Source organism: Natrinema versiforme, from assembly GCF_005576615.1.
Lineage (GTDB): Archaea > Halobacteriota > Halobacteria > Halobacteriales > Natrialbaceae > Natrinema > Natrinema versiforme_A.
In genome coordinates this window covers 3,717,227-3,740,641 of sequence record NZ_CP040330.1, presented here as the reverse complement: position 1 = coordinate 3,740,641, position 23,415 = coordinate 3,717,227, and the positions used below count along the sequence as shown (strand labels likewise).

26 protein-coding genes are annotated in these 23,415 nt (G+C 66.8%); 14 read left to right on the top strand and 12 right to left on the bottom strand.

Features of this window, described 5'->3' with window-relative positions:
• The first annotated feature begins 41 nt into the window (after window positions 1–41).
• A complete protein-coding gene (locus FEJ81_RS18510; RefSeq protein WP_138246828.1) occupies window positions 42–2,417 on the top strand; it encodes an ATP-dependent DNA helicase in 2,376 nt (791 codons plus the stop codon).
• Between the two features lie 173 nt (window positions 2,418–2,590).
• On the top strand, window positions 2,591–4,462 hold the full coding sequence (locus FEJ81_RS18505) for an SLC13 family permease (protein WP_138246827.1): 1,872 nt from the start codon (window positions 2,591–2,593) through the stop codon (window positions 4,460–4,462).
• 6 nt (window positions 4,463–4,468) lie between these two features.
• Here FEJ81_RS18505 and FEJ81_RS18500 read toward each other — a convergent pair whose 3' ends face one another.
• The 5 genes from FEJ81_RS18500 to FEJ81_RS18480 form a co-directional block, all read right to left on the bottom strand.
• Window positions 4,469–4,657, bottom strand: a complete 189-nt coding sequence (locus FEJ81_RS18500) for a hypothetical protein (RefSeq protein ID WP_138246670.1) — start codon at window positions 4,655–4,657, stop codon at window positions 4,469–4,471.
• Window positions 4,658–4,811: 154 nt separating this feature from the next.
• Complete coding sequence (locus FEJ81_RS18495) at window positions 4,812–5,123, bottom strand: DUF4198 domain-containing protein (RefSeq protein WP_138246669.1); 312 nt, start codon at window positions 5,121–5,123, stop codon at window positions 4,812–4,814.
• Window positions 5,124–5,194: 71 nt separating this feature from the next.
• Window positions 5,195–6,232, bottom strand: a complete 1,038-nt coding sequence (locus FEJ81_RS18490) for an ABC transporter ATP-binding protein (protein WP_138246668.1) — start codon at window positions 6,230–6,232, stop codon at window positions 5,195–5,197.
• Window positions 6,229–8,142: an ABC transporter permease gene (locus FEJ81_RS18485; protein WP_138246667.1), complete on the bottom strand. Its 1,914-nt coding sequence runs from the start codon at window positions 8,140–8,142 to the stop codon at window positions 6,229–6,231. Before FEJ81_RS18485 ends, FEJ81_RS18490 begins: the two co-directional genes overlap by 4 nt.
• 4 nt (window positions 8,143–8,146) lie before the next feature.
• On the bottom strand, window positions 8,147–9,268 hold the full coding sequence (locus FEJ81_RS18480; protein WP_138246666.1) for a thiamine ABC transporter substrate-binding protein: 1,122 nt from the start codon (window positions 9,266–9,268) through the stop codon (window positions 8,147–8,149).
• A gap of 108 nt (window positions 9,269–9,376) precedes the next feature.
• Here FEJ81_RS18480 and FEJ81_RS18475 point away from each other — a divergent pair, with 108 nt between their 5' ends.
• The 3 genes from FEJ81_RS18475 (at window position 9,377) to FEJ81_RS18465 (ending at window position 11,486) form a co-directional block, all read left to right on the top strand.
• Window positions 9,377–10,501, top strand: coding sequence for an AI-2E family transporter (locus tag FEJ81_RS18475; protein ID WP_138246665.1), 1,125 nt, complete (start codon window positions 9,377–9,379; stop codon window positions 10,499–10,501).
• 108 nt (window positions 10,502–10,609) lie between these two features.
• Complete coding sequence (locus FEJ81_RS18470) at window positions 10,610–10,822, top strand: hypothetical protein (protein ID WP_138246664.1); 213 nt, start codon at window positions 10,610–10,612, stop codon at window positions 10,820–10,822.
• An 85-nt stretch (window positions 10,823–10,907) separates the two neighbouring features.
• Complete coding sequence (locus FEJ81_RS18465) at window positions 10,908–11,486, top strand: DUF5518 domain-containing protein (protein WP_138246663.1); 579 nt, start codon at window positions 10,908–10,910, stop codon at window positions 11,484–11,486.
• A gap of 36 nt (window positions 11,487–11,522) precedes the next feature.
• Here FEJ81_RS18465 and FEJ81_RS18460 read toward each other — a convergent pair whose 3' ends face one another.
• The 3 genes from FEJ81_RS18460 to FEJ81_RS23425 are packed head-to-tail and all read right to left on the bottom strand — an operon-like array spanning window position 11,523 to window position 13,768.
• The gene (locus FEJ81_RS18460; protein ID WP_138246662.1) at window positions 11,523–12,851 is read right to left on the bottom strand and encodes an ABC transporter permease; all 1,329 of its coding nucleotides are present in this window, start codon (window positions 12,849–12,851) and stop codon (window positions 11,523–11,525) included.
• Complete coding sequence (locus FEJ81_RS18455) at window positions 12,848–13,609, bottom strand: ABC transporter ATP-binding protein (protein WP_138246661.1); 762 nt, start codon at window positions 13,607–13,609, stop codon at window positions 12,848–12,850. The genes FEJ81_RS18460 and FEJ81_RS18455 overlap by 4 nt, the downstream gene beginning before the upstream one ends.
• 21 nt (window positions 13,610–13,630) lie before the next feature.
• Window positions 13,631–13,768 carry a hypothetical protein gene (locus FEJ81_RS23425; protein ID WP_175416474.1) on the bottom strand — a complete coding sequence of 46 codons (138 nt, stop codon included), beginning with the start codon at window positions 13,766–13,768 and terminating at the stop codon, window positions 13,631–13,633.
• Between the two features lie 135 nt (window positions 13,769–13,903).
• On the opposite strand from FEJ81_RS23425, the gene FEJ81_RS18450 reads away from it, so the two are divergent.
• Genes FEJ81_RS18450 through rpiA form a run of 3 tightly spaced genes read left to right on the top strand, consistent with a single transcriptional unit; the run spans window position 13,904 to window position 16,433 of the window.
• Window positions 13,904–14,842, top strand: a complete 939-nt coding sequence (locus FEJ81_RS18450; protein WP_138246660.1) for an ABC transporter ATP-binding protein — start codon at window positions 13,904–13,906, stop codon at window positions 14,840–14,842.
• Entirely contained in the window at window positions 14,839–15,675 is an 837-nt protein-coding gene (locus FEJ81_RS18445; RefSeq protein WP_138246659.1) for an ABC transporter permease, read from the top strand. Before FEJ81_RS18450 ends, FEJ81_RS18445 begins: the two co-directional genes overlap by 4 nt.
• A 50-nt stretch (window positions 15,676–15,725) precedes the next feature.
• The gene (gene rpiA, locus FEJ81_RS18440) at window positions 15,726–16,433 is read left to right on the top strand and encodes a ribose-5-phosphate isomerase RpiA (protein ID WP_138246658.1); all 708 of its coding nucleotides are present in this window, start codon (window positions 15,726–15,728) and stop codon (window positions 16,431–16,433) included.
• A gap of 26 nt (window positions 16,434–16,459) precedes the next feature.
• Here the strand turns inward: rpiA and FEJ81_RS18435 are convergent, their stop codons facing one another.
• The 3 genes from FEJ81_RS18435 to FEJ81_RS18425 all read right to left on the bottom strand — a co-directional run bounded on the left by FEJ81_RS18435 (window position 16,460) and on the right by FEJ81_RS18425 (window position 17,656).
• Window positions 16,460–16,882: a hypothetical protein gene (locus FEJ81_RS18435; protein WP_138246657.1), complete on the bottom strand. Its 423-nt coding sequence runs from the start codon at window positions 16,880–16,882 to the stop codon at window positions 16,460–16,462.
• A gap of 18 nt (window positions 16,883–16,900) precedes the next feature.
• Window positions 16,901–17,356 carry a hypothetical protein gene (locus FEJ81_RS18430; protein ID WP_138246656.1) on the bottom strand — a complete coding sequence of 152 codons (456 nt, stop codon included), beginning with the start codon at window positions 17,354–17,356 and terminating at the stop codon, window positions 16,901–16,903.
• 132 nt (window positions 17,357–17,488) lie between these two features.
• The gene (locus tag FEJ81_RS18425; protein WP_004267503.1) at window positions 17,489–17,656 is read right to left on the bottom strand and encodes a DUF1931 family protein; all 168 of its coding nucleotides are present in this window, start codon (window positions 17,654–17,656) and stop codon (window positions 17,489–17,491) included.
• Window positions 17,657–17,945: 289 nt separating this feature from the next.
• Between FEJ81_RS18425 and larB the strand changes: the two genes are divergently transcribed.
• The 4 genes from larB to FEJ81_RS18410 all read left to right on the top strand — a co-directional run bounded on the left by larB (window position 17,946) and on the right by FEJ81_RS18410 (window position 20,383).
• Window positions 17,946–18,704: a nickel pincer cofactor biosynthesis protein LarB gene (gene larB, locus FEJ81_RS18420; protein ID WP_138246655.1), complete on the top strand. Its 759-nt coding sequence runs from the start codon at window positions 17,946–17,948 to the stop codon at window positions 18,702–18,704.
• A 119-nt stretch (window positions 18,705–18,823) separates the two neighbouring features.
• A complete protein-coding gene (locus tag FEJ81_RS23420; RefSeq protein WP_175416473.1) occupies window positions 18,824–18,973 on the top strand; it encodes a DUF7563 family protein in 150 nt (49 codons plus the stop codon).
• Between the two features lie 72 nt (window positions 18,974–19,045).
• On the top strand, window positions 19,046–19,294 hold the full coding sequence (locus FEJ81_RS18415) for a GIY-YIG nuclease family protein (RefSeq protein WP_138246654.1): 249 nt from the start codon (window positions 19,046–19,048) through the stop codon (window positions 19,292–19,294).
• Window positions 19,295–19,393: 99 nt separating this feature from the next.
• The gene (locus tag FEJ81_RS18410) at window positions 19,394–20,383 is read left to right on the top strand and encodes a hypothetical protein (protein WP_138246653.1); all 990 of its coding nucleotides are present in this window, start codon (window positions 19,394–19,396) and stop codon (window positions 20,381–20,383) included.
• 51 nt (window positions 20,384–20,434) lie between these two features.
• Here the strand turns inward: FEJ81_RS18410 and FEJ81_RS18405 are convergent, their stop codons facing one another.
• Window positions 20,435–21,028, bottom strand: coding sequence for an NADPH-dependent FMN reductase (locus tag FEJ81_RS18405; protein ID WP_138246652.1), 594 nt, complete (start codon window positions 21,026–21,028; stop codon window positions 20,435–20,437).
• A gap of 149 nt (window positions 21,029–21,177) precedes the next feature.
• Here FEJ81_RS18405 and FEJ81_RS18400 point away from each other — a divergent pair, with 149 nt between their 5' ends.
• Complete coding sequence (locus FEJ81_RS18400) at window positions 21,178–22,572, top strand: phosphoglucomutase/phosphomannomutase family protein (protein ID WP_138246651.1); 1,395 nt, start codon at window positions 21,178–21,180, stop codon at window positions 22,570–22,572.
• A gap of 161 nt (window positions 22,573–22,733) precedes the next feature.
• Window positions 22,734–23,408 carry a TIGR00266 family protein gene (locus FEJ81_RS18395; protein ID WP_138246650.1) on the top strand — a complete coding sequence of 225 codons (675 nt, stop codon included), beginning with the start codon at window positions 22,734–22,736 and terminating at the stop codon, window positions 23,406–23,408.
• Window positions 23,409–23,415 lie beyond the last annotated feature (7 nt).

Here is a 23,415-nt window from a genome sequence, read left to right as displayed (position 1 = left end):
TCCGTCAACGCTATGGACGACCGACGATGAGTACGGAGAGAATGACGAATTGGCGGACGGTGTTCGGCCACACCCAGCCCTACGAGCCGCAGGTCGACGGTATCGAGACGGCCATCGACACCGGCCGAGAGGGCGGCTACACCGTCATCGAAGGGGCCTGTGGCACCGGGAAGACGATGATCGCGCTCACCGCGGGGATCGACCTCGTGCGCGATCCGGACACCGACTACGAACGCGTGCTCGTGCTCACGAGCGTCAAACAGCAACTGCGCCAGTTCGAAGCGGATCTCGAGACGATCAACGACAACCTGCCCGCCGACTGGGACCCGATTTCGGGACTCACGCTCGTCGGGAAGGCCGATGTCTGTCCGTACAACCGAGAGAACGCGGCGGGGATCGACGACGGCAACGTCTACGACCGCTGTGAGACCCTGCGGGACCGAACCCGCGATCTCACCGGCGAGGCCGGCGACACGACGGCCAAAAACTTGGCCGCCCGCGCCCGGAGCCAGCAGATCGGGCTGGCCGACAGCGGTAGCCGGTCGAAAAACACGTTCCTCGAGACGGCGGGCGAACCCACGCCGTACCCGCCAGATCTTCCGGAGTACGGCGAGGGCGGCCCCGTCGGGGCCGAAACCGAGTACTGTCCGTTCTACGCACAGTATCTCGAGGACCTGCCCGAAGAGGAGGAGGACGGCTCGGCCGCGGAAGCGGTTCCCTACGATTTCACCGACGCGGGAATGGTCACGCCCGAGGAACTGGTCGCTCGCTCGGTCAAACACGGCACTTGTCCGCACTCCGTGATGGGGGCCGCCCTCGGCGAGGTCGAGGTCGTGATCGGGAATTATTATCACGCCTTCGATCCCCGGACGGTCGGCTCCTTTACTGGCGCACTACTGGACGAGTCGACGTTCGTCGTCTGCGACGAAGCCCACATGTTAGAGCCCCGCGTTCGCGATCTGGTCAGCGAAGGGATCGCCGACCGCACCCTCCGTGACGCCGAAACCGAACTCTCGCGGGTCATCCAGCCGATCACGTTCGAACGCGAGGGCCGACAGGCCGAAGGTGGCTCGAAAACCGCCGATGCCGACCTCGTCCGCGGGGAACTGAACGACAGCGACGTCTCGTTCGAGGAACTCAATCGAACCCTCGAGTTCGTCCAGGACCTCCGCGAGGAACTCGACCGGCGGGTCACCGCACACCTCGACCGGAACTACCGGGGCTGGCAGTCGAACCTGAACGATCTCCGCGACGAGGAGATCCCGCTCCGCGATCCCGGTGTCCCCACCGAAGACGAACTCACGGAGTGGGCGAAGAACGCGGGACACGGCGACGCGGAGTGGGTCCGCGCCGAGGCCGTCGGCGCGGTCGTCGAGCGGGTCCTGAACGAGGCCGAAGACGAGGACCGAACCCGCGCCGCGCCCGCCGTCGGCCGCGTGCTCGGCGAGTGGTACCGCCGGGGTCACACCGACTACTTCCGGGAGATCGAACTCGAGCGGACGTGGGACGACACCGAGCCGCCGGACTCGTGGCGACGAGCCTATAACGCTCGGCTCGCCCTGCACAACTGCGTGCCCAGCGACGCGATCGGTGACCGGCTCGGCATGTTTGGCGGCGGGATTCTGATGAGCGCGACCCTCGAGCCGATGGACGCCTTCACCGAGGTGACCGGACTCCAGTACCTCGAGCGTGAGGAAGACCGGCCGGTCGTCGAGCGCCGATACGGGCTCCACTTCCCCGCGGAGAACCGCGAGAGCTTCGCCGTCGCCGCGCCGAAGTTCACCTACGACAATCGCGGCGGCCGGGACGAAGACACGCAGACGCGCCGGTCCTACGCGAACGCGATCGCGAAAGTCGCAGGGCTCCCCGGGAACGTCCTCGTCGGGATGCCCAGCTATGCCGAAGCCGAGTGGGTCGCCGGCGAACTCGAGGACCGCGTCGACAAGCCGGTCCTGCTCGACGCCGCCAGCGACGACGAGACCACCCAGTCGCTCAAAGACGAGTTCTTCGCCGGCCAGGGGAAGGTGCTCGTCACGAGTCTCCGGGGCACGCTGACCGAGGGCGTCGACTACAGCGGCGACCGCCTCGCCGCGGCCGTCGTCTGCGGTGTTCCGATCGTCAACACCTCGAGCCCGCGGACCAAGGCTGTTCGCCGGGCCTACGACGACGAGTTCGGCGACGGTTTCACCTACGCGCTGACGGTCCCCGCGGTGCGGAAGGCCCGGCAGGCGATCGGCCGCGTCATCCGCAGTCCCGACGACGTCGGCGTTCGCGTCCTGCTCGACGAGCGCTACGCCCGCGATAGCTGGGACTCCGTTCGGCCGTACCTGCCCGAGGACAGCGAGTTCCAGCCGGTCAGTCCCGACATGCTCGACGTGGGCCTCGAGCGGTTCCGCTCGCGACTCGCCTCGCAGTAGCGGGCATCGAACCGCGGGCCGGGCTTAGGCCCGGCTACAGCCGTCTCGAACCGGGGGCTTCAAGCGGGGCCGGCAGGGAATCCATCCTGGTAACTGTGTCCGGACTGCCCCCGTCAGCTATCGGTGTCGCTCCGCTGGTCGCCGATTCCGGCGGCCTCGAGGTGACGCCCCAGATGCTGGTCGTGTTCGGAATTATCGCCATCGCGCTGGTGCTGTTCATTACCGAGTGGCTGCCAATCGACGTGACCGCCATCCTGATCATGGTCCTGTTGATGGTGCTCGGGGCCGACGGCGTGGTGAACTTCACCGAGATTTCGACGGGCGAAGGGACCTCGGGGTTTTCCAATTCGGCGACGATCACCGTCCTCGCGATGCTCATTCTCAGTTCGGGGATCAGCCAGACCGGCGTCGTCCAGATCCTCGGCCGCAAGATGTCCGCGTTCGCGGGCGACGACCTCGACAAACAGCTGCTCGCGACGATCAGCGTCAGCGGTCCGATCTCCGGTTTTATCAACAACACGCCGGTCGTCGCCATCCTCGTGCCCGTCATCTCCGATATCGCCCACAAGGGGAAGACCTCTCCCTCGAAGCTCCTGATTCCGCTCTCCTACGCCTCGATGTTCGGCGGGATGCTCACTCTCATCGGCACCTCGACGAACATCCTCGCGAGCGACGTCTCCGCGCGCCTGCTCGATCATCCATTCTCGATGTTCGAGTTCACCAAACTCGGAATCATCGTGTTGCTCGTCGGCAGCGTCTATCTCATGACGATCGGCCACCGACTGTTGCCCGAGCGCGTCCCCGTCGAGGAGGACTACGTACAGGAGTACGCGATCGAGGAGTACCTGACCGAGGTCGTCGTCAACGACGACTCGCCGATCGTCGACACGACCGTCGCGGACGCCATCGATCACGTCGAGTTCGACGCCGACATCATCCAGGTCGTCCGCGACGACGAGGAGTTCATCGAACCGATCGGTCAGAAGACGATCCGGGCCGGCGACCTGCTCCGACTGCGGGCCGACCGCGACACCGTCCAGCAGTTCGTCGACCGGGAAACGCTCACCCTCTCGGGCAGTCCCGAGACCGCCGACGACTTAGAGCCCGACGAAGTGCCGGATCGGACCCTCGTCGAAGTGGTCGTCCCCCGCGGCTCGTTCCTCGTCGGCGAATCCCTCGAGAGTTCGACGTTCCGCCAGCGCTACGATGCGACCGTGCTGGCCTTCCGCAGCCGGGGCGAGACGGTCCGCGAGGACATGGACGAGCGCCGCATTCGCGTCGGCGACACGCTGTTGGTGCAGGCAGCCCCGGACAGCATCGATCGCCTCTCGCAGAACGACGACTTCATCGTCGCACACGAACCCGAAGAGCCGGACTACCGGACCGAGAAGATTCCCCACGCGGCGGCGATCATGGCTGGCGTCATCGGCTTCGTCGCCGTCCCGTGGGGGGCGGTCGGCGCGACCCTCGCCGGCGCGACCGGTATCGCCGGGCTCGAGGCGATGTCGTCGCTCTCCTTGCCGATCCTCGTGACCGCGCTCGCGGGCGTCGTGGCGATGGTCGCGACGGGCGTCCTCAAGCCGACCGAGATCTATGACGCCGTCGAGTGGGACGTGATCTTCCTGCTGGCCGGCATCATCCCCCTCGGCATGGCCCTCGAACAGACCGGCGGCGCGGACCTACTTGGGAGTCTCGTCGCCGCAACGGGGGCCTATCTGCCGGTCCTCGGCGTCCTCTGGGTGTTCTACCTCGCGACGGGGCTCATCACGGGCGTCATCTCCAACAACGCGAGCGTCGTGTTGATGCTCCCCGTGGCCGTCGAGACCGCCGACCAGATCGGCGCGAACCCCTTCGCGTTCGTGCTGGCGGTGACGTTCGCGGCCTCGACGGCGTTCCTCACGCCCGTCGGCTACCAGACGAACCTGTTCGTCTACGGCCCCGGCGGCTACAAATTCATGGACTTCGTCCGCGTCGGCGCGCCGCTGCAGTTGCTGCTCTCCGTCGTGACCGTCTTTGGAATCGCGTTCTTCTGGGGCCTGACGTAGCGACTCCTACTCCTCCGTCGCATCCTCTTCGTCCCGCTCATCTCCGTCGGAGTCGACGTCTGCCTCACGCGTCTCCTCGTCGAGCGGCGGCTCGTCCTCGTCGTCTCGCTCGAGGGCCTCCTCGAGTTCCCGCTCGCGCTGACGCTCTTCGGCGTCGTCGGCTTGATCGTTCCGACTGTCCTTGGTGTCTGCCATGCTATCGTATACGGTGGCGGCCGGGATAACGGTGTGCCATGCCAATCCGTCGCTCATCCGAGACGGGCGTTCGACCGTCTGCTCGTGTTCGGACGACTGAACGCGTCTCGAGCCCCGAGACGAGTCGCTGGGCCGGTCGCGCGATGCGATCACCTCATCGGGAACCCACGTGCCGACGCGGACGGCGTCTGGACGCGCTCGGCACCACCCGAACGAGCGTCGACGCCGGCTCGTACGCGACGCGCTCGCTCGGGGACTTCGCCGCGACGAGCTTCCAGTATCCGGGCGAGTCGATCCGCAGTCGACACAGCCCCCGCTCGTCCGTCCGTATCGATTTCGTCTCGGTCGTCACGAGGGCCCCTTCGACGGGCTGTCGCCGGTCATCGCGGACGCGAACGGTGACTTCGGTCCCGACCGCGATCTCTCTCCGCTCGACGGCGATCCGGAGCTGACGAGTGATTTTCATGCGGGTGTATAGCACACTCGAGCGGAAAAGCGATCACCTGCGAGTTCCGGCGAGCGTCTCCCTGCGCCGGCTCAGCGCCGAGCGACGACGTGTGCGCCCTCGGGCGCGAACCCGACCGTCAGTTCGTCGCGCTCCGGGACGGACGGCCGCTGGAGGACGATTTCGGTGCCGTTCCACCGGCCGTTGACGCGGACGGTTTCGCCGAGGAACTCGCTGGTCTCGACGCTCACCGTCAGCCGGTTTCGCTCGGCGGACTGCGAGAGCGCGCCCGGGCGCACGCAGATCGTGACCCGGTCGGTTCCCTCAGGGAGCGACGGCACCGCGAAGGTCTCGCCGCCGATATCGATCTGTGAGTACTCGCCCTCGCGGCTGCGGACCTCGCCGTCGAAGACGTTGTTGTCCCCGACGAACTCGGCGACGAACCGGGTCGCGGGCTCGCGATAGATCTCTTGCGGTCGGCCGACCTGCTCGACTCCGCCGTCGTTCATGACCGCGAGCCGGTCCGAGATCGCCAACGCTTCGGCCTGATCGTGCGTGACGTAGACCGTCGTGATCTCGAGCTCCGACTGAATCCGCTTGATTTGCCGGCGTAGCGACTCCCGAAGTTGCGCGTCGAGCGCGCTCATCGGTTCGTCGAGCAAGAGGAGATCCGGCGCCGGGGCGAGCGCTCGAGCGAGCGCCACCCGTTGGCGCTGGCCGCCCGAGAGCTGCTCGGGGCTGCGCTCGCCCATCTCCTCGAGATCGACCAACTCGAGGAGGTCGGCGACGCGGTCGTCGACCGTCGCCCCGTCCGGCGGGTCCCGGAACTGGAGCCCATAGCCGACGTTTTCGGCGACACTCATGTGGGGGAACAGCGCGTAGCTCTGGAAGACCACGCCGACGTCTCGCTGCTCGGGCGGTACGCCGGTCATCTCCCGGCTATCGAAGCGGACCGCGCCGTCGGTCGGCTCCTCGAAGCCGGCGATCGTCCGCAGCGTCGTCGTCTTCCCGCAGCCGGAGGGCCCGACGAGGGTGAAAAACTCCCCGTCGCGAACGGTGAGATCGACGCCCTCGAGGGCGACGGTGTCGCTGTAGGCCTTCGAGACGCCCTCGAGGCGAAGCGCTGTCATCGTTCGAACCTCCCGCCGACGCGGTCAACGACGACGAAACTCGCGGCCGTGACGGCCAACAGCACCGTCCCCATGGCGATGGCGGGGCCGGAGCGGTGATCGAGGTAGCGCTCGACGGCGACGGGCATGGTGTAGGACTGGCTGCCGCCCGCCAAAATCACCGTCGAAGAGAACTCGCCGATCGAGATGGCGAAGGCGAAGGCCGCGCCGGCGACGATGCCGCTAGCCACGAGCGGCAGTTCCACGTCACGGAGTGCACGGTACCGAGAGGCTCCGAGCGCGCGTGCGGACTCGACCATCGCCGGGTCGAGGGTCGACAGGAGCGGCGAGACGTTCCGGGTGACGAAGGGGTAGGCTGCGACGGCGTGGGCGAAGACGATGGCGACCGCGCCCGTCACCTGAAACCGCCAGCCGCCGGGCAGCGGAATCCCGAAGACGAGCCCCTGCAGGAGTCCGATCCCGAAGACGACCCCGCTGACCGCGAGCGGCACCATCGCCAGCGTGTCGACGATCGCGCCGCCGCGGCCGGCACGCACCGTCACGACCGAGACGACCACGCCCATCGGCACGGCCACGGCCAGCGTCGCAACCCCGAAGACGAGCGAGTTCCGGATCGCGACCCACGGCAGCGTCTGGTAGTCGGCCCCCTCGAGTTGGCGCTCGAGCAGGAACGCGTAGTGATCCAGCGTGAACCCGTTCCCGCCGGTGACGCTTCCGATGACGAGACTCGCCATCGGGCCGACGAAGACGACGAGGGCGACGAGCCCGTAGCCGACGATCGCCAGCCGTCGCGGCGAGAGCACAGTCCAGAAATCCGGAAACAGCGGCTCTCTGTCGGGGTTGCTGGCTCCGCGAGCCAGCCCGGACCGGGCGGATTCGTACCGGAGGTAGGCGTAGGTCAGGGCAAGCGAGAGGATCGTCTCGAGGACCGCGAGCGTCGCGGCCTCGGCGTAGGCCAGCCGGCGGACCCGATCGTAGATCCAGACCTCGACGGTCGCGAGCTGTAGCCCGCCCAGCGCGAGCACGATAGGGAAGGTCATGAAGGTGAAAATGAACGTCAACAGCGCGCCGGTCAGGACCGCCGGCAGGAGCTGCGGGACGACCACGTCCCGGAACGCGCGGCGCGGACTCGCCCCGAGGCTGCGGGCGGTTTCGACGGTCCGAGCGTCGACGGACTCCCACGCGGCGACGGTGACTCGCGCCACCAACGGCGCGTTGTAGAACGCGTGGGCGACGATGACGATCGCGAGCGGATTCCACTCGATGAAGGGGTACGGCCCGAGTCCGGCGACGCCGAGCAGTCCATTGAGCGTTCCCGTGCGACCGAACATCGCGTAGAAGCCGACCGCGACCATGATCCCCGGCAGCACGAACGGCAGGATCGTCAGCGAGCGCAGCGTTCGCCGCCCCCGGAACTCGTAGTTCGCGAGCACGTACGCCGCCGGCAGGCCGAGCGCGACGCTCGCGACCGTCGACAGCGCGGCCTGATAGGCGGTGAAGCCGAACAGCCCCGTCCGCACCCCCGGCGTCTCGAGGCCTGGCACTGGAACCGGGAGCGGGACGCCGGGAAGCGGGTACTCGAGCGAAATCGACACCGAGACGGCCGCGAGCCAGCCGGTGATCGACTCGAGGTGGTGCCGGACCGCAAGCGGCTCCGCGAAGACGTCCGCGAGCGCCCCGACGTAGAACGGATCAGTGAGGACCTCGCGAAAGAACGCGAGCGTCGCCCCGCCGTCGTCGACCACGGCGTTGACGAAGACGACGCCGATCGGGAGATAGAGCATGACGGCGAGGACGGCGGCCGTCGCGAGCGCCGTCAGGGAAAGGGCGTGGCGCTCGAGCCAGCCGCGAGCGGCGGCGGACCCTCGTCGAAGCCGGGCGAACCGGCCGGACCGATCCGATCGGAGCACGGGCCTATCGGCCGGCGAACTCGCGGGCCCAGTCCTCCGTCCAGCCGTCGAGGTTCCCCCGAAGGTCGTCGTAGCCGACCGTCACCGCCTCCGGCGGAACGTGGGCGTACTGGTCGAACTCCTCGTCGAGGTCGACGTATGCCGACTCGACCGCCGGGAACTGGACGTTGCGCTGGGCGATGACGGCCTGGGCGTCGTTCGAGAGGGCGAAGTCGAGGAATTCGTAGGCGAGATCGAGTTCGCTCGCCCGTTCGAAGATCCCCATCCCCTCGGGGTTGGCGTACCCCTGATCGTTTGGGAACGCGATCTGATGACGGCTCATGTCGTAGCCGTACTCGTTGGCGAACACTTGATCGGTCGAGTAGGAGACGACCATCGGCCGCTCTCCGTTCATGTAGGACGCGTTGTACGATTCTCGCCAGTCTTCGAGGATACGAACGCCGTTGTCCTCGAGGTCGCGCCAGTAGTCGAGATAGCCGTCCTCGCCGGCGGCGTCGATCGTCCACAGCAGGAACGCTTGGCCCGGATCCGAACGCTGTGCGTTCTGGGCGAGCAGCGCGTCTTCGTAGGCCGGTTCGGTCAGCGCCTCGAGCGTCTCGGGTTCGTCGACCACGTTCTCGTCGTAGACCAGACAGATGTAGCCCGTGTCGTAGGCGAGCACACGGCCGTGTGGATCGCCCATATCGAGTCCGTCCCGGATGCGCTCGGCGTTGTCGATCCGGTCGATGTTGAGTTCTCGGAGGAGGCCGCCGTCGTCGAGCGTGTCGTCGATCCGGACGAGGTCGTCGATGTTGGCCCCGAGATAGACGTCGGCGTCGAGATCGGCGTTCTGCCGTTCGCGATCGATGTAGTCGTTGATGCCGTTCTCCGGGAGCGTCCAGGTCAGTTCGGCGTCGGGGTAGGCCTCCTCGAAGGCCTCCTTCAGCCACGGACCGGCCGGATTCTCCCCGTTGACCATCGAGTCGTACGTCGCGATCCGAAGCTCCCCCTCGAGGTCCGGGTTCTCCGGTTCTGGATCGCCGTTTCCGCCCTCGTTCTCCGAACCGTCCCCATCGCGAGTCAGACAGCCGGCGACGCCGGCGACCGCGCTTCCGCCGACCGCGCCGACGAACGTTCGTCGTTTCATTACGCGGTGGTTGTACCGGGTGGTCTTAAGGCCCCTGATCGACGCCGTTCCGTTCGGTCGCCGTCGCTCGAGCCGAAAGACTTTATTCTCCGGGTAAGATTCACTGCTGTGACTGGACCGACGACCGGGACAAACTCGAGCGCGAACGGACGCCGCCGGTACATCCTCGCGGGAATCGTCGTCCTCCTCGGCGCCATTACGGCCGGTATCCTGCTCGAGGTCCTCGGGACGATCCTGTTCGCGCTCACGGTCGCCTACGTCCTCATGCCCGTCCAGCGCTGGCTCGTCAGGCGGGGCCTCTCTGAGTGGCTGGGCGCGCTCGCGGCGACCGTCGTCGGCTTCGTGGCCGCGATCGCGGTCTTCTCGCCGATCGTCGTGACCCTTTACTTCCGCACCGAGCAGGTGCTCGACGCCGTCGAGGGGCTCCCGCGGGAGCTGTCGATCACCGTTCTCGAGGCGACGTACTCGATCGAGGCCGGCGAGGTACAGGCGCTGGCGGTCGGCTATCTCAGGGACGCTGCAACCACGTTCGCGCTGGCACTGCCGGTGCTCGCGATCAAGTTCGCGCTGTTCGTCGTCCTCCTCTTCGGCCTTCTGCTCAAGGGCAAAGAGGCGGGCCGGGCCGCCGTCGCGCCGATCCCCCACGACTACCGGGATGTCGTCTACGCGCTCACGACGCGGGCCCGCGAGACGCTGTACGCGATCTACGTCCTGCAGGTCGCGACCTCGATCGCGACGCTTCTCATCGCCTACCCGCTGTTCTGGGTGCTCGGCTACGAGGGGGCCCTGACCCTCTCGATCGTCGCCGCGGTGTTGCAGTTCGTCCCGATCATCGGTCCGAGCATGCTCATCGCCCCGATCGCCGTCTATCACGTCGCCGCCGGCGACATCGTCGCGGCGACCCTGATCGGCGTCTTGGGGCTCGGACTCGTCGCGTGGCTCCCCGATATCGCCGTCCGGCCGCGGCTCTCCCGCCGCTCCGCCGGCCTCCCCGGCAGCCTCTACTTCGTCGGCTTTACCGGCGGCCTCTTCACGCTCGGTCCGATCGGAATCGTCGTCGGGCCGCTGCTCGTCGCGGTCTTCGTCGAGGCCGTCGACCTGCTCGCCGACGAGGTCAACAGCGACGCCACGTTCGGCGAGATCATCGAGTCCGACCTCGAGGACCCCCCGAACGAGACCGCCGACACGGAGACGACCTTCGAGGAGTCGAGTTCGTCGGTCGCCGACGACTGACCGTCGAACGCTCCGATTCCCGTCTCGGCTCCGTGCGACCGGCCGAGATATGAATATGGACTCACTTATGTCCATTAAATTAATGGCCTCAGAAGAGAACGTCCACGTATGCGCCGCCAGACCTCGTTCCCGGTCGCCCTCCTCGTTACGGGGATCGCAGTTCTCTGTATGGTCGTGATCGCATCCGGCTTTCTCGACCCCGACTGGATGCTCGAGACCCTCGGGTTGGAGGCCTATCTCGGTGCGATCGTCGTTCTGCTGATCTGTACCGTCCTGTCGTTCCGGTTCGATCTCGCCGGGGCACTCCGACGGAACCCGTAGTCGGCGACACGACGTTGGGTTCTCGATGTCGGATAGCGATCCCGTAATCCCCCTCTATTTTCACGCTCCCCACCGTTCGTTCAGTATGGCCAGCAGTCGAACGCTCATCAACGCGATCATCGGAGCCGTTGTCGGCGTCGTCCTCTCGTTCATCCCCTTCTCGACCGTGCTCGCCGGGGCGATCGCCGGCTTCCTCGAGGGGCCGGACGGCCGAGCGGGGGCGATCGCCGGAACGCTGGCCGGAGCGATCACGTTCCTTCCGATCGCGGGTGGCGCGGTGCTCGTGTTCGGGTTCCTCGGGTTGGGACTCGGCTTCGGTGTGCCGTTCGAGGGCGTCGCGTTCCTCTGGGTCCTGCTCGTCGGCGGCATGCTGTTCCTCCTCTTCTATACCGTCGGCCCGGCGCTCTTGGGCGGCTATCTCGGCGCGTACCTCGCACGCGAGTATCCCGACCAGCGACGGCGCACGCGGGAGACGATCCGGCTCGATACGGAATCGAGGCGGCCGTCACGTCCGACCGAGACGACGGGTGTCAGCGGTCGCGAGCGGGATCAGGGTCGGGGTCGGGATCGGGATCGAACCACGTCGGGCGGTCTCGAGGGCGACCGTTATCCGGACCGCGACCGGGACCGAGAGCGCGGTCGCGAACCCGATCGGGAGTCATAGGCGGGGCGGTCCACGTCGGTGGCGTCGGCGCTCGAGTCACTCGTATCTGAGCGCGTCGATCGGGTCCGTCCGCGCCGCCCGCCACGCGGGATACAGCCCCGCGAGGATCCCGACGAGGACGCCGACGGCGATCGCGAGCGCGACGTACTCGAGGGGGTAGACGAGCGGAATTTCGATATACTGCGCGCCGAGATAGCCGGCGAGGAGTCCCAGTCCGGTCCCCAAAATCGCACCGATGACGCCGAGGATCACCGCCTCGGTCAGGAACAGGCCGAGCACGTCGCGGTTCTGCGCGCCGACGGCTTTCATGATGCCGATCTCGCGGGTCCGCTCGGTGACGCTGACGAGCATGATGTTCGCGATGCCGATCGAGCCGACCAGCAGGGAGATGGCCGCGATGCCGACGATGAAGTTCCGCAGGAGATCCAGGATGTCCTGCAGCTGTTGGAGTAGTTCCGTACTCGTCTGGAAGGTGACCGCGAGGTCGTCGCCCAGCAACTCGCTCGCGTCGGAGTCGTCGCTCTCGAGGTAGGCGGTCGCGCTCTCCCGGGCGGCGTCGATGTCGGACTGGTCGGTCGATTCGGCTTCGACGATGATCGCGAGGAAGCGGGCGTCGTCGCCGCTCTCGTCGGTACTCTCACCACCACCAGCGCCGCCATCGCCACCGCCGTCTCCGCCGTCTCCGCCCTCTCCGCCGCCGATCCCCAGCCCGGACGCCTGTTCGGCGTAGTAGGGATCGGTCGGCACGTAGACCCGCGGCGAGGACTCGAACCCTTCGAACGGGCTCAGTCCCTCGTTGGTGTCGGTGATGCCGACCACCTCGAGGGTCGTCCGCTCGCCGCCGAGGATCGTCACCGCGAGTTCGTCGCCGACGGTGACGTTCTCCTCGAACTGGTTCGCCGCCGCGGGGTTGATCACCGCCTCGCGTTCGCCCATCTCGAACTGTCTGCCCTCCGTTACCCGTTCCTCGCGGATGTACGACGGCCCCGAGGCGATCAGTCCGTTCCCCTGTGCAACCTGCTCCTCGCCGTTCGAGATCGCCTGCGTCTGAATCGTCGCGTAGCCGTAGGCTGCCTCGACGTCCTCGAGGTCCTCGACCGCCTCGAGGTCGTCCTGCGTGAAGACGGGTTGCGCGCCCGCCAGCGGGCCGCCCTCGGTGTCGGGGTCGGCGGCCCACCCGTAGACGTTTCGCTGGTCGTCGGGACTGATGTCGCCGATGAGTCCCGCCTGCAGGCTCGCCCCCAGCGTGACGAAGGCGATGACCGCCGCGATGCCGATCACGATCCCCAGCGTCGTCAGCGCCGACCGGAGCTTGTGGCCGCGAATGGATCGCCACGAGAGGCGCAGGCTCTCGAGCGGGTTCATTCGGCATCACCGCCCGACTCCGACTCTCGACCCGTCGCCGGATCCGTCGTCGACGCGCCGTCGACGGCTCCGTCGAGGGCTTCGATCCGCTCGAGTCGCCCGTCGAGCAGGTGGACGATCCGGTCGGCTCGCTCGGCGACGTGGCGCTCGTGCGTGACGACGAGCATCGTCGTCCCGCCCTCGTGAAACTCGTCGAAGAGGTCCAGAATGTCCGCTTCGGTGTCGGTATCGAGGTTTCCCGACGGCTCGTCGGCCAGCACGATCGCGGGATCGTTGACCAGTGCCCGCGCGAGCGCGACCCGCTGGCGCTGGCCCCCCGACAGTTCGTTCGGCAGGTGATCAACCCGATCACCCAGTCCGACGCGCTCGAGCAGGTCCCGCGCCCGCTGCCGGCGCTCCGTCCGGTCGACGCTCTGGAACAACTGCGGGAGCGCCACGTTCTCGAGGGCGTTCAGCCGCGGCATGAGATTGAACGTCTGGAAAACGAAGCCGACCGCCGTTCCGCGGAGCCGGGTTCGCTCGCGGTCCCCGAGCGCCCCGACTTCGCGACCCCCCACGACGACCTCGCCCGCCGTCGGCGTGTCCAGACAGCCCACCAGGTTCATCAGCGTCGACTTTCCGGAGCCGCTGGGCCCCATGATGGCGGTGTAGGAGCCCTGCGGGACCTCGAGGGAGACGCCGTCGAGCGCGTGGACGGGCTCGCCCAACTGGTAGGTCTTGCGGACGTTCGAGAGGCGGACCGCCGTCTCCCGTGCCATGCTGGGTCGTCCACGGACGGTTCAAAAAAGGTTCCCCGCGACGGAACGCCGCTCTCGACGGACGATAGAGATGCGTAGCGGGACCGCTATTCCCGCGTCGTAGTACGGCATCGTCTCCTCGCTGACCGCCTGCAGCGGGACGAGCGCCACCTCCGACATGGTCTCACCCCGCTCGAGCCATAGATTCGTTCGGAACCCCGCTCGAGTCGTCGGTGGATCGTCCGGAACCAAGTAGTGATAGTTTCCCAACAAGATATTTGTGTGAGGGAATTGAATAGTGTTTCAAATCAAACTATGGCCGCAATCGATATCTCCGGTGTGACGAAACGGTACGGGAGCGAAACGGCGCTCGACGGTTTAGATCTCTCCGTCGAAAACGGAGACATCTACGGCTTCCTCGGCCCGAACGGTGCGGGGAAGTCCACGACGATCAACCTCGTGCTCGATTTCATTCGGCCGACACAGGGAGACGTGCGGGTGTTCGACCTCGACGCGCAGGCGGACAGCCTCGAGATCCGCAACCGAACCGGCATCCTCCCCGAGGGTGCCGAACTCTACGATCGCCTGACCGGCCGCCAGCACGTCGAGTTCGCGATCGAATCGAAACGGGCCGACGACGACCCCGACGAGTTCTTAGCGCGGGTCGGTATCGCCGACGCGGCCGAGAAGAAAGCCGGCGGCTACTCGAAGGGGATGGCCCAGCGACTCATGCTCGCGACGGCGCTGGTCGGCGAGCCCGACCTGCTGATTCTGGACGAGCCCTCCACCGGACTCGATCCGAACGGGGCCCGCGAGATGCGCGAGATCATCCGCGAGGAGAACGAACGGGGCGCGACCGTCTTCTTCTCCTCGCACGTCCTCGGGCAGGTCGAGTCGGTCTGTAACCGCGTCGGCATCCTCCGAGACGGGCACCTGATCGCGGAGGACACCGTCGAGGGCCTCCGCGACTCCATGCCGAACCAGACGCGACTCCGGGTGACGCTCGACCGAATCCCCGACGACTCGTCGGCCGCCCTCGAGACGATCGAGGCCATCGAGGGCGTCTCGTCGGTAACGCCGGAGGGGAGAACCCTCGTGGTCGCCTGCGAGGACAGCGCGAAGACGCGCGTGTTGCGGGCGATCGAGGACATCGGCGTGTCCGTCGAGGACTTCGCAACCGACGAGTCCTCGCTCGAGGACCTGTTCCTGGCGTACACGTCCGACGGTGCCAACGGGACGGAGGTGGTCCGATGAGTTCGATCGTCGTCGCGAAGAAAGACTTTCAGGACGCCATGCGATCCCGCGTGCTGATCGCGCTGACCGTCGTGTTCGCCCTGTTTACCGCCGGCGGTTCGTTCCTCGCGTCGCGGGCCTCGTCGCTGTTCGGAGCGGGCGGCGGCGATTCGACGGTCGATCTGATCCTCGCGTTGCAGACGCCAGCGAGCTTTCTCGTGCCCGTCATCGCGCTTGTGGTCGGCTACGGCGCGATCGCCGGTGAACGGGAGAGCGGGAGCCTGAAGTTCCTGCTCGGTCTTCCCCATCGCCGCCGCGACGTCGTCCTCGGGAAGGTACTCGGGCGGACGGCAGTGGTCGCCGTGTCGATTCTGATCGGCTTCGCCGTTGGGCTACTCGGCCTCTTCGCGTTCGTGGGTGAGGTCGCGCCGGGTACGTACGTCCTGTTTACCCTCGTGACGGTCCTGTTCGGGTTCGTCTACGTCTGCATCGGCGTCGGTCTCTCCTCGATGACGCGGTCGACGACCCGGGCGGCGGTCGGTGCGTTTGGCCTGATCATCTTCTTCTGGTTCCTCTGGGGCGTCATCGGGCAGCTCTTGCTCCGGGTGATCGAAGGCGAATTCCTCGTCCAGTCGTACCCCGACTGGTATCTGGCCTACCTCTCGCTGACACCGGACACCGCTTACGGCTCCGCGATCGGGGCCGTTCTCGGCGAGAATCAGCTCACAATGGTTACCAACATCGAGAACATTCCGCTCGTCGCCGAGCCGTGGTTCGGCTTCGTCCTCCTCGCTCTCTGGGCGCTCGTGCCGCTCGGACTCGGCCTCTTGCGGTTCGACCGCGTCGACCTCTGAACCGCGGCCGAGTTACAACGTTTTTCACGTCGCCGCTCGCTTGAGAAACCATGAAGACGGAGGGCGGTTCCGACGCAGCGAAGCGCCACGCCGGCGAACGCGCGGCCGAGGCAGTCGAGGACGGGTTCGTCGTCGGGCTCGGCACCGGGTCGACGACCGCCCACGCGATCCGGGCGATCGGCCGGGCCGTCGACGACGGCCTCGAGGTCCGCGGGATTCCGACCTCGTTTCAGTCCCGTCAGGTAGCCCTCGAGGTCGGCATCCCCCTGACCGAACTCGACGCGGTCGACGGCGTCGACCTCGCGATCGACGGCACTGATCAGGTGGTCGACGACCCCGACGCCGCCGCTCACGGCGCGCTCATCAAGGGCGGCGGTGCGGCCCACGCGCGCGAGAAACTCGTGGATACAGCGGCGGACCGGTTCGTCGTCGTCGCCGATCCCTCGAAGCTGACCGACCGGCTCGAGCGGTCGGTGCCGGTCGAGGTGCTTCCCGATGCCCACACCACCGTGGCGGGCCGAATCGAAGCGATGGACGGCGAACCGGCACTTCGAACCGCAGAGCGAAAGGACGGCCCGGTCGTGACCGACAACGGCAATCTGGTGCTCGACTGTGCGTTCGGTCCGATCGACGACCCCGACGCGCTGGCGACGCGGCTCTCGGGACTCCCGGGCGTCGTGGAACACGGCCTGTTCGTCGGGGTGGCCGACGCGACCTATATCGGCACCGACGACGGTGTCGAGGTCCGCCGCTACTAACAGTTCTTCGCCCGTCGCCGACCGGCTCAGACTCGGTCGTCGCGTCGCGTTGCTTCGTCTGCCGGTGTGCCGACCGGCCGTGCGAACAGTCCGGCGATCACGTACATCGCCCCCAGTAGGCGGGTCGCGGGCACGACCCATCGTTTCAACTCGAGCTCGTCTGCGTTCTCGTAGGTCACCTCAAGACTGCGTTCGACGACCGTTCGCGGGACCAGCGCCAGTACGAACCCGACGACCGCGAGCGCGGTCTCGATACGTGCTGGGACGCCGTCGTCACGACTGAGCAGCCAGACGAACGCCACCCCCTCGAGTCGAGCCATCGGAACCGTCCACGGTCGCAGCCGTCCTGCGTCGGAATCTGTGAACGCGATCCGCTCGCCCATCTCGATGATCGGTCTCGGGGCGACGATCTCGAGGACCGCGAACCCGATCGCCAGTAATCGTCGCATGGCTCGTGACGATCGTCGTCAACTCGAGCGGAGCCGTAGCCGGCTCGAGGACGGGTCCGCGTCGGTCTCGCTCGCGGACGCCGTCGGCTCCTCGCCCGTGCTCCGCGAGAGCAGGGTCACAGTAAGATAGAGCACGCCGAGCAGCCGCGCCGCGGGCACGACCCACGGCTGCAGTTCGAGATCGTCGGTGTTCGCGTAGACCAGATACTGACTGAGTTCGATGATCGGCTGCGGAATCAAGACGAGCGTCAGGCCGGCGAGCCCGAGCACTCCGGTGACGAGCGTCGATCCCTTCCGGCCGCGGACCAGCAGCCAGACGAAGAGCAATCCCTCGAGTCGCGCGCCGGTACGCGCCAGCGGTCGTCGCCGGGTTTCCGACGGGTTTCGCAGTCCGATCCGTTCGCACAGTCCGATGATCGGTTCCGGCTTGGCGATTTCGGCGAGTCCGAAGCCGATCAGGAGTTTGCGCAACATGTATCGCACCTACCACGGCGAGTGGCAAAAAACTCGAGCCGGCAGCCGGGTGCCAGACCGCCGAACGTCCCGTGGCCGACTGGACGCGTCGCTATCCGAGTAGCGTCCGAAAAAATCGCAAGCGATCGTGCCTTACAGGTCGCGGGGCTGGACCGTCTTCCGGTCGTTGGCCTCTGCGCGTCGGGCAGCGTCTTCGAGCAGTTCGTCGACTTCCTCGTCGAGTGCGTCGTAGAAGTCCGAAGCTACGTTTTTGTCATCGAGCGCTTCCTTGACGGCGGCTTTGACGATAAGATCTGCCATACGATGTACCCGTTTCGCGCTACCTCATATAACGGTTTTGGTTAGTCGTGGAAATACGGGGGTTGCAGCGGTTGATTCGCCTGTTTCGGGTACCAAAACCACCGGAAAGTATATGTCGGATGAATTGCCGCCCCAAATTTCGGGCCGATCGAGCCTCGGCATTCGGGTCGCGCGCGGGCCTCCGGGGCTGGCGCGCACGTTCAGCGATCCGTACGATTGGGAACGAGTACCGTCCGAGGTGCCGAGCCCGGGTCGACGGATTCGAGTGCGTCGACCGCCGAGGACGACCATGCGCGAACTCCTCGAGGCCGTGGCCGACGGCTCGCTGTCGCCGGCACAGGCCGAAGCCGAACTCAGGGGGTACGTGGTCGGCGAGGCGGGTCGATTCGACGCCGCTCGCGAGCAGCGCCGCGGGATTCCGGAGGCGATCCTCGCGGAGGGCAAATCGGCCGAACAGGTCGCCGCACTCGCCGAGACCGCCCTCGAGACGACGGGTCGGGCGTTGCTTACCCGGCTCTCCGACTCGCAGTTCGACGCCCTCGAGTCCCACCTCGGGGACGCCGTCCCCGACGCGACGATCGATCGCCGGAGCGCGACGGTCCGCATCACGACGCCTGACTACGAGCAGCCGTCGCTGGACGCGACGGTCGGGATCGCCACCGGCGGAACGGTCGACGGGCCGGTCGCCGACGAGGCGGCGGCCGTCTGTCTGGACGCCGGCGCGACGGTCGATCGGGTCGACGACATCGGGGTCGCGGCGCTTTCACGGACCCTCGACCAACTCGACCGGCTCCGCGAGGCGGACGTCCTCATCGTCGCCGCCGGCCGAGAGGGGGCGCTGCCGACCGTCATCGCCGGCCTCGTCGACACGCCGGTCATCGGGGTGCCCGTCTCGAGCGGCTACGGTCACGCCGGCGACGGCGAAGCGGCACTGGCCGGACTGCTCCAGTCCTGTACCGTGCTGTCGGTCGTCAACATCGATGCGGGGTTCGTCGCCGGCGCGCAGGCGACCCTGATCGCGCGGGCGATCGATGCCGCTCGCGACTGACTCGGACACACTCTTTCGGAAAAATCCTTTTCATAACCGAAAAGCCAAACAGTGTATGGAGAAGGTTATTTATTCGTTCGCCCAGTAGTCCGAGGTACCGGCTTCGGCCGGTGTGACCAATGCCCAAGTGTGATCATTGCGGCGCGCACGTCTCCGAACGGTTCGCACGCGTCTTCGCCGACGAACACGGCGAAATCCACGCCTGCGTGAGCTGTTCGGCCAACGCCGGAATCGCGGAAGCCGCAAAAGAGCGCGCCCGCGGCGCCTGACGCATCGCGACCGACAACCACACGCCCCCTCGGACGAGTCGCTTTTTACCGTCCCACACCTGCCCACGAGCGATGGCCGATCACGTCGTCTACGTCCTCGAATGTGCCGACGGCTCGCTCTACACCGGTTACACGACCGATCTCGAGCGACGCGTCGCCGAACACGACGCCGGCGAGGGCGCGAAGTACACCCGCGGACGGACGCCGGTCGAACTCCGATACCACGAGCGGTTCGACTCCAAATCCGCCGCGATGTCCCGCGAGTACGAGATCAAGCAACTGAACCGCGCCCGGAAGGAACGACTCGTCGGCCTCAAGTGAGGCTCCGCTCGCTCGAGGGATGAAGCGCCGCTGTCCGCTATTATATCATCCATTACATCCGAAAAATAGATGTGATCCCGGTGTGATAGGTACCCTGAGATGGAACCCGACATCGTCGACGATCTCAAACAACCCGAGTACACCGGCGAGAACCGGTGTGAACCCTGTACCGTCCTGAACCTCGGTATCGCAGCGGTGGTCAGCACTGCCATCGCGCGCAAATCCCGAGTCGGTGGCCTCCTCGCCGCCGGCATCTCGATCGCGCTGATCTACCTCCGCGGCTACCTCGTTCCGGGCACGCCGACGCTGACCAAGCGCTATCTCCCGCCCGAGGTCCTGCGCTGGTTCGGCAAGGATCCCGAACCCGATGTCGCGAGCGGCCTCGGATCCGTCGATACCGTCTCGGCTGATGCCCCCGAGCCCGCTCGATCCGCCGGCGAAACCGACGCGACGAGCGGCACCGATGCGGCCGACGACGTGACCTCGTTCGACGGGAGCGGTGTTGCCGATACGCCCGACGCGGACGATGCGACTGTCACCACCAGCGATCCCGCTGGCGAACGAGCGGCCCTCGACCTCGAGACGTTCTTCCTCGAGCACGGCGTTCTCGAGCCGTGTTCGGACCGAGACGACCTCTGTCTCACCGACGATTTCGAGACCGCCTGGTTCGACGAAATCGAGCCCCTCGAGGAGTCGGACGTCGACGCCGTGGCGGCCGTCGATGCCTTCGGGTTCGACGCCGATCCCGACGCGTTCGAACTCGAGACCCGTGGCGAGGGCCGCGTTCTCCTATCGCAGTCGGGTGCGGCCGGGCGGTGGCCCTCGCGTGCCGCACTGATCGCTGACGTCGCCGCGAGCCGAACTCTCGAGACGTGGGTCGACGACTGGGATGCCTTCGACCCCGAGACGAAAGGCGAGGTCCTGAACGGTCTCCGCATGTTCCTCGAGACGTGTCCGTCCGGCGGCGACGTACGGATGGGCGAGGAGGTCGTCGAATCCTGCTGTAGCTCCCACGAGGTCGTCGCGGTCACCTGCGAGGAGACGGGCGAGCGACTCTTCGAACAGCGCCTCGCCGACGTCGACGCCTGACTCGCACTGGTCGACCGCTGCTGACCAGTGACCGGCGACTCGAGCCGGAACTCAGTCGTCGGCTGCCGCGGATCGCGACGACGTGACGCTGGGATCGATAAAGGCGTACTCGGCGATCATCCGGCCGAGTTTCTCGACACGATCCCGAAGAGCGGGGTCGCGGAACCGGCGGCCGTCGATCGCGTCCGGATCGGTTTCGAACTTTTCGGACGCGTTTCGGAGCCCGACCTGATGGGGGAGGACCCAGCCGTGGACGCCGCGGACGGTGATCCGGAGGTGATCGAGCGTCGAGCCGTAGCTCCCGCCGCCGGCGGTCGCCAGCAGCCCGACGGTCGTCTCCTCGTACTCGTCGAAGCCGCAGTAGTCGTGGAAGTTCTTCAGTGCGCCCGAGTACGAGCCGTGATAGACCGGCGTCCCGAGGACGACGGCGTCGGCCTCGCGAACGAGGCGGGTCACCGCCTCGCTGTCGCCCTGTTCGCCGATATCGGGATCGTAGACGGGGAGGTCGTACTCTCGCAGGTCGAGGAGCGTCGTCTCGGCACCGGCTTCCTCGGCCGCTCGGAGGACGTACTTCAGCGCCGTTCGCGTGTAGCTCTCCTCGCGGAGGCTGCCGCTGACGGAGACGACGGATGGGGAGGGCGTCATAACCCGCTGTACGCGACCGATTCGGAAAATACTATTGCCGACGTTGTGACGATGCGGACCGACCCATCGAATCCCTCGCGTCACAGTGTCGCTATCGCGTTCTGCCCGCCAGCGTCGCTTTTTTCGCGCCGGCCATCGACCACCGGAGTATGGAGACGATCAGCTTCGGCACCGACGGCTGGCGGGCGACGCTCGAGGAGTTCACCGCTCCCCGTGTTCGGATGGTGGGGCAAGCGGTCGCGACGTATCTCGCGGACGAGGGACTCGAGGGGCCGGTTGCGGTGGGGTACGACGCCAGAGAGACCTCGCGCGGGTTCGCCGAGGAACTGGCGCGGGTGCTGTGTTCGAACGGCTTCGATGTCCTGCTGTCCGATCGCGACCGGCCGACGCCGCTGATCGCCTACGCGATCGTCGACCGCGACCTCGCTGGCGGGCTCGTGATCACCGCCTCCCACAACCCGCCGGAGTACAACGGCGTGAAGTTCATCCCCGAGGACGGCGCGCCGGCCCTCCCCGCCGTCACCGACGCCATCGCGGACCGACTCGCCGAACCCGACCCGCTCCCCGAGGCCGAGCACGGGACCGCTCGCGAGGTCGACTTCGCCGAGCCACACGCCGACGCCGCCCTCGAGTTGGTCGAGTCGATCACCGGCAGCGCCGATCTCTCCGGACTCGGCGTCGCCTACGACGCCATGCACGGCAGCGGCCGCGGGACGACCGACGCCCTCCTCGAGCGCGCCGGCGCCACCCTCGAGCGCTATCGCTGCGAGCGCGATCCCGAGTTCGGCGGCGGCTCGCCCGAACCCGCCGCGGAGAACCTCTCGGACCTGATCGCGGCCGTCACCGACGACGGGAGCGACGCCGATCTCGGAATCGCTAACGACGGCGATGCCGACCGGATCGCCATCGTCACGCCCGAACGCGGCTATCTGGACGAGAACCTGTTTTTCGCCGCCCTCTACGACTACCTGCTCGAGGACGCGTCGGGCGCGGCGGTCCGGTCCGTCTCGACCACCTTCCTGATCGACCGGGTCGCCGAGGCCCACGGCGAGACCGTCCGCGAAGTCCCGGTCGGCTTCAAGTGGGTCGCCGAGGCGATGGCCGACGGCGATGCACTGGTCGGCGGCGAGGAGTCCGGCGGCTTCACCGTTCGCGGCCACGTCCGCGAGAAAGACGGCGTCCTCTTGGCCGTACTCGCCGGCGCGATGCACGCCGCGGAACCGCTCGACGACCGGGTGGACCGGCTGCTCTCCGAGCACGGCACCGTCGTCCAGGACAAGATCAGCATCGACTGCCCCGACGACGAGAAATCGCGGGTGCTCGCGGACCTCGAGGACGTGATCCCCGAGACCGTCGCCGGAACGGCGGTCGAGGGAATCAATACTGCAGACGGGTTCAAACTCCAACTCGCCGACGGCTCGTGGCTGCTGGTCCGGCCGAGCGGCACCGAGCCCGTGTTGCGGGTCTACGCCGAAGCCGCCGACGAGGATCGGGTAGGGGAGTTGCTCGAGGCAGGCGAGGAGTTGGTCGAACCGCTGATCTGAGCGGCCCACGGTGGATAGCAGTAGGGAGTAGCGCGATTTCGGTATTCAGAAACGGGCTGGCACTCGATCCGATCCCGGCGTGTGTAAACTGTTCAGTGGTCGAACCGGGTAGTCGGTAATTTAATTAACACTACGGCGAATCGCTCTGGCAAGACCCTCCAATGGACTACGAGTTCACACATCGACCGTCGTACACACATTTGATCGTGACACTGGAGCCGGGTGAGTCGGTCATCGCTGAACCAGGTGCGATGGTCGGTCACTCTGTGAACATCTCGATGGATACCGGAACGAGTCGAGACGGACTCCTCAGTTCGGCGAAGTCGCTGCTGGGTGGGGAGTCGGCGTTCGCCAACGAATTCACCGCCGAAGACGAACCGGGGACGGTGACATTTGCTCCGCCGTCACCGGGCGACGTCATGCCTCACGAGCTTCGGGACGAGACGCTGTACTCCACTGACGGGGCGTTTCTCGCGGCGACTGCGGGGATCGACATCGACTCAGAGATCGGTGGCCTCAAGTCGATGTTGGGTGAGGCCAGTGTGACGCCACTGGCACTGAAAGGGACCGGAACGGCCTTCATCGACGCATATGGTGGCCTCGAGAAGCTCGAACTGGCGGCCGGCGAGTCCTACGTTTTGGACAACGAACATCTGATCGCCTGGGACGACGAGGTCGACTACTCGGTCCGGCGGGTCGGTAATCTCAAATCGACCCTACTGAGCGGTGAGGGTCTCGTCTTCGAGTTCACTGGCCCGGGGACGGCCTGGTACCAGACGCGTGACATGGACGCGTTGGTGTCGGTCCTCGCTCCGCGCCTGCCCAGTGATAACTGAGAACTCC

Coding starts and splice junctions, on each gene's coding strand:
- FEJ81_RS18510 (WP_138246828.1), top strand. CDS start 42: ATGACGAATTGGCGGACGGTGTTCGGCCACACCCAGCCCTACGAGCCG.
- FEJ81_RS18505 (WP_138246827.1), top strand. CDS start 2,591: ATGCTGGTCGTGTTCGGAATTATCGCCATCGCGCTGGTGCTGTTCATT.
- FEJ81_RS18500 (WP_138246670.1), bottom strand. CDS start 4,657: ATGGCAGACACCAAGGACAGTCGGAACGATCAAGCCGACGACGCCGAA.
- FEJ81_RS18495 (WP_138246669.1), bottom strand. CDS start 5,123: ATGAAAATCACTCGTCAGCTCCGGATCGCCGTCGAGCGGAGAGAGATC.
- FEJ81_RS18490 (WP_138246668.1), bottom strand. CDS start 6,232: ATGACAGCGCTTCGCCTCGAGGGCGTCTCGAAGGCCTACAGCGACACC.
- FEJ81_RS18480 (WP_138246666.1), bottom strand. CDS start 9,268: ATGAAACGACGAACGTTCGTCGGCGCGGTCGGCGGAAGCGCGGTCGCC.
- FEJ81_RS18470 (WP_138246664.1), top strand. CDS start 10,610: ATGCGCCGCCAGACCTCGTTCCCGGTCGCCCTCCTCGTTACGGGGATC.
- FEJ81_RS18465 (WP_138246663.1), top strand. CDS start 10,908: ATGGCCAGCAGTCGAACGCTCATCAACGCGATCATCGGAGCCGTTGTC.
- FEJ81_RS18460 (WP_138246662.1), bottom strand. CDS start 12,851: ATGAACCCGCTCGAGAGCCTGCGCCTCTCGTGGCGATCCATTCGCGGC.
- FEJ81_RS18455 (WP_138246661.1), bottom strand. CDS start 13,609: ATGGCACGGGAGACGGCGGTCCGCCTCTCGAACGTCCGCAAGACCTAC.
- FEJ81_RS23425 (WP_175416474.1), bottom strand. CDS start 13,768: ATGTCGGAGGTGGCGCTCGTCCCGCTGCAGGCGGTCAGCGAGGAGACG.
- FEJ81_RS18450 (WP_138246660.1), top strand. CDS start 13,904: ATGGCCGCAATCGATATCTCCGGTGTGACGAAACGGTACGGGAGCGAA.
- FEJ81_RS18445 (WP_138246659.1), top strand. CDS start 14,839: ATGAGTTCGATCGTCGTCGCGAAGAAAGACTTTCAGGACGCCATGCGA.
- rpiA (WP_138246658.1), top strand. CDS start 15,726: ATGAAGACGGAGGGCGGTTCCGACGCAGCGAAGCGCCACGCCGGCGAA.
- FEJ81_RS18435 (WP_138246657.1), bottom strand. CDS start 16,882: ATGCGACGATTACTGGCGATCGGGTTCGCGGTCCTCGAGATCGTCGCC.
- FEJ81_RS18430 (WP_138246656.1), bottom strand. CDS start 17,356: ATGTTGCGCAAACTCCTGATCGGCTTCGGACTCGCCGAAATCGCCAAG.
- FEJ81_RS18425 (WP_004267503.1), bottom strand. CDS start 17,656: ATGGCAGATCTTATCGTCAAAGCCGCCGTCAAGGAAGCGCTCGATGAC.
- larB (WP_138246655.1), top strand. CDS start 17,946: ATGCGCGAACTCCTCGAGGCCGTGGCCGACGGCTCGCTGTCGCCGGCA.
- FEJ81_RS23420 (WP_175416473.1), top strand. CDS start 18,824: ATGCCCAAGTGTGATCATTGCGGCGCGCACGTCTCCGAACGGTTCGCA.
- FEJ81_RS18415 (WP_138246654.1), top strand. CDS start 19,046: ATGGCCGATCACGTCGTCTACGTCCTCGAATGTGCCGACGGCTCGCTC.
- FEJ81_RS18410 (WP_138246653.1), top strand. CDS start 19,394: ATGGAACCCGACATCGTCGACGATCTCAAACAACCCGAGTACACCGGC.
- FEJ81_RS18405 (WP_138246652.1), bottom strand. CDS start 21,028: ATGACGCCCTCCCCATCCGTCGTCTCCGTCAGCGGCAGCCTCCGCGAG.
- FEJ81_RS18400 (WP_138246651.1), top strand. CDS start 21,178: ATGGAGACGATCAGCTTCGGCACCGACGGCTGGCGGGCGACGCTCGAG.
- FEJ81_RS18395 (WP_138246650.1), top strand. CDS start 22,734: ATGGACTACGAGTTCACACATCGACCGTCGTACACACATTTGATCGTG.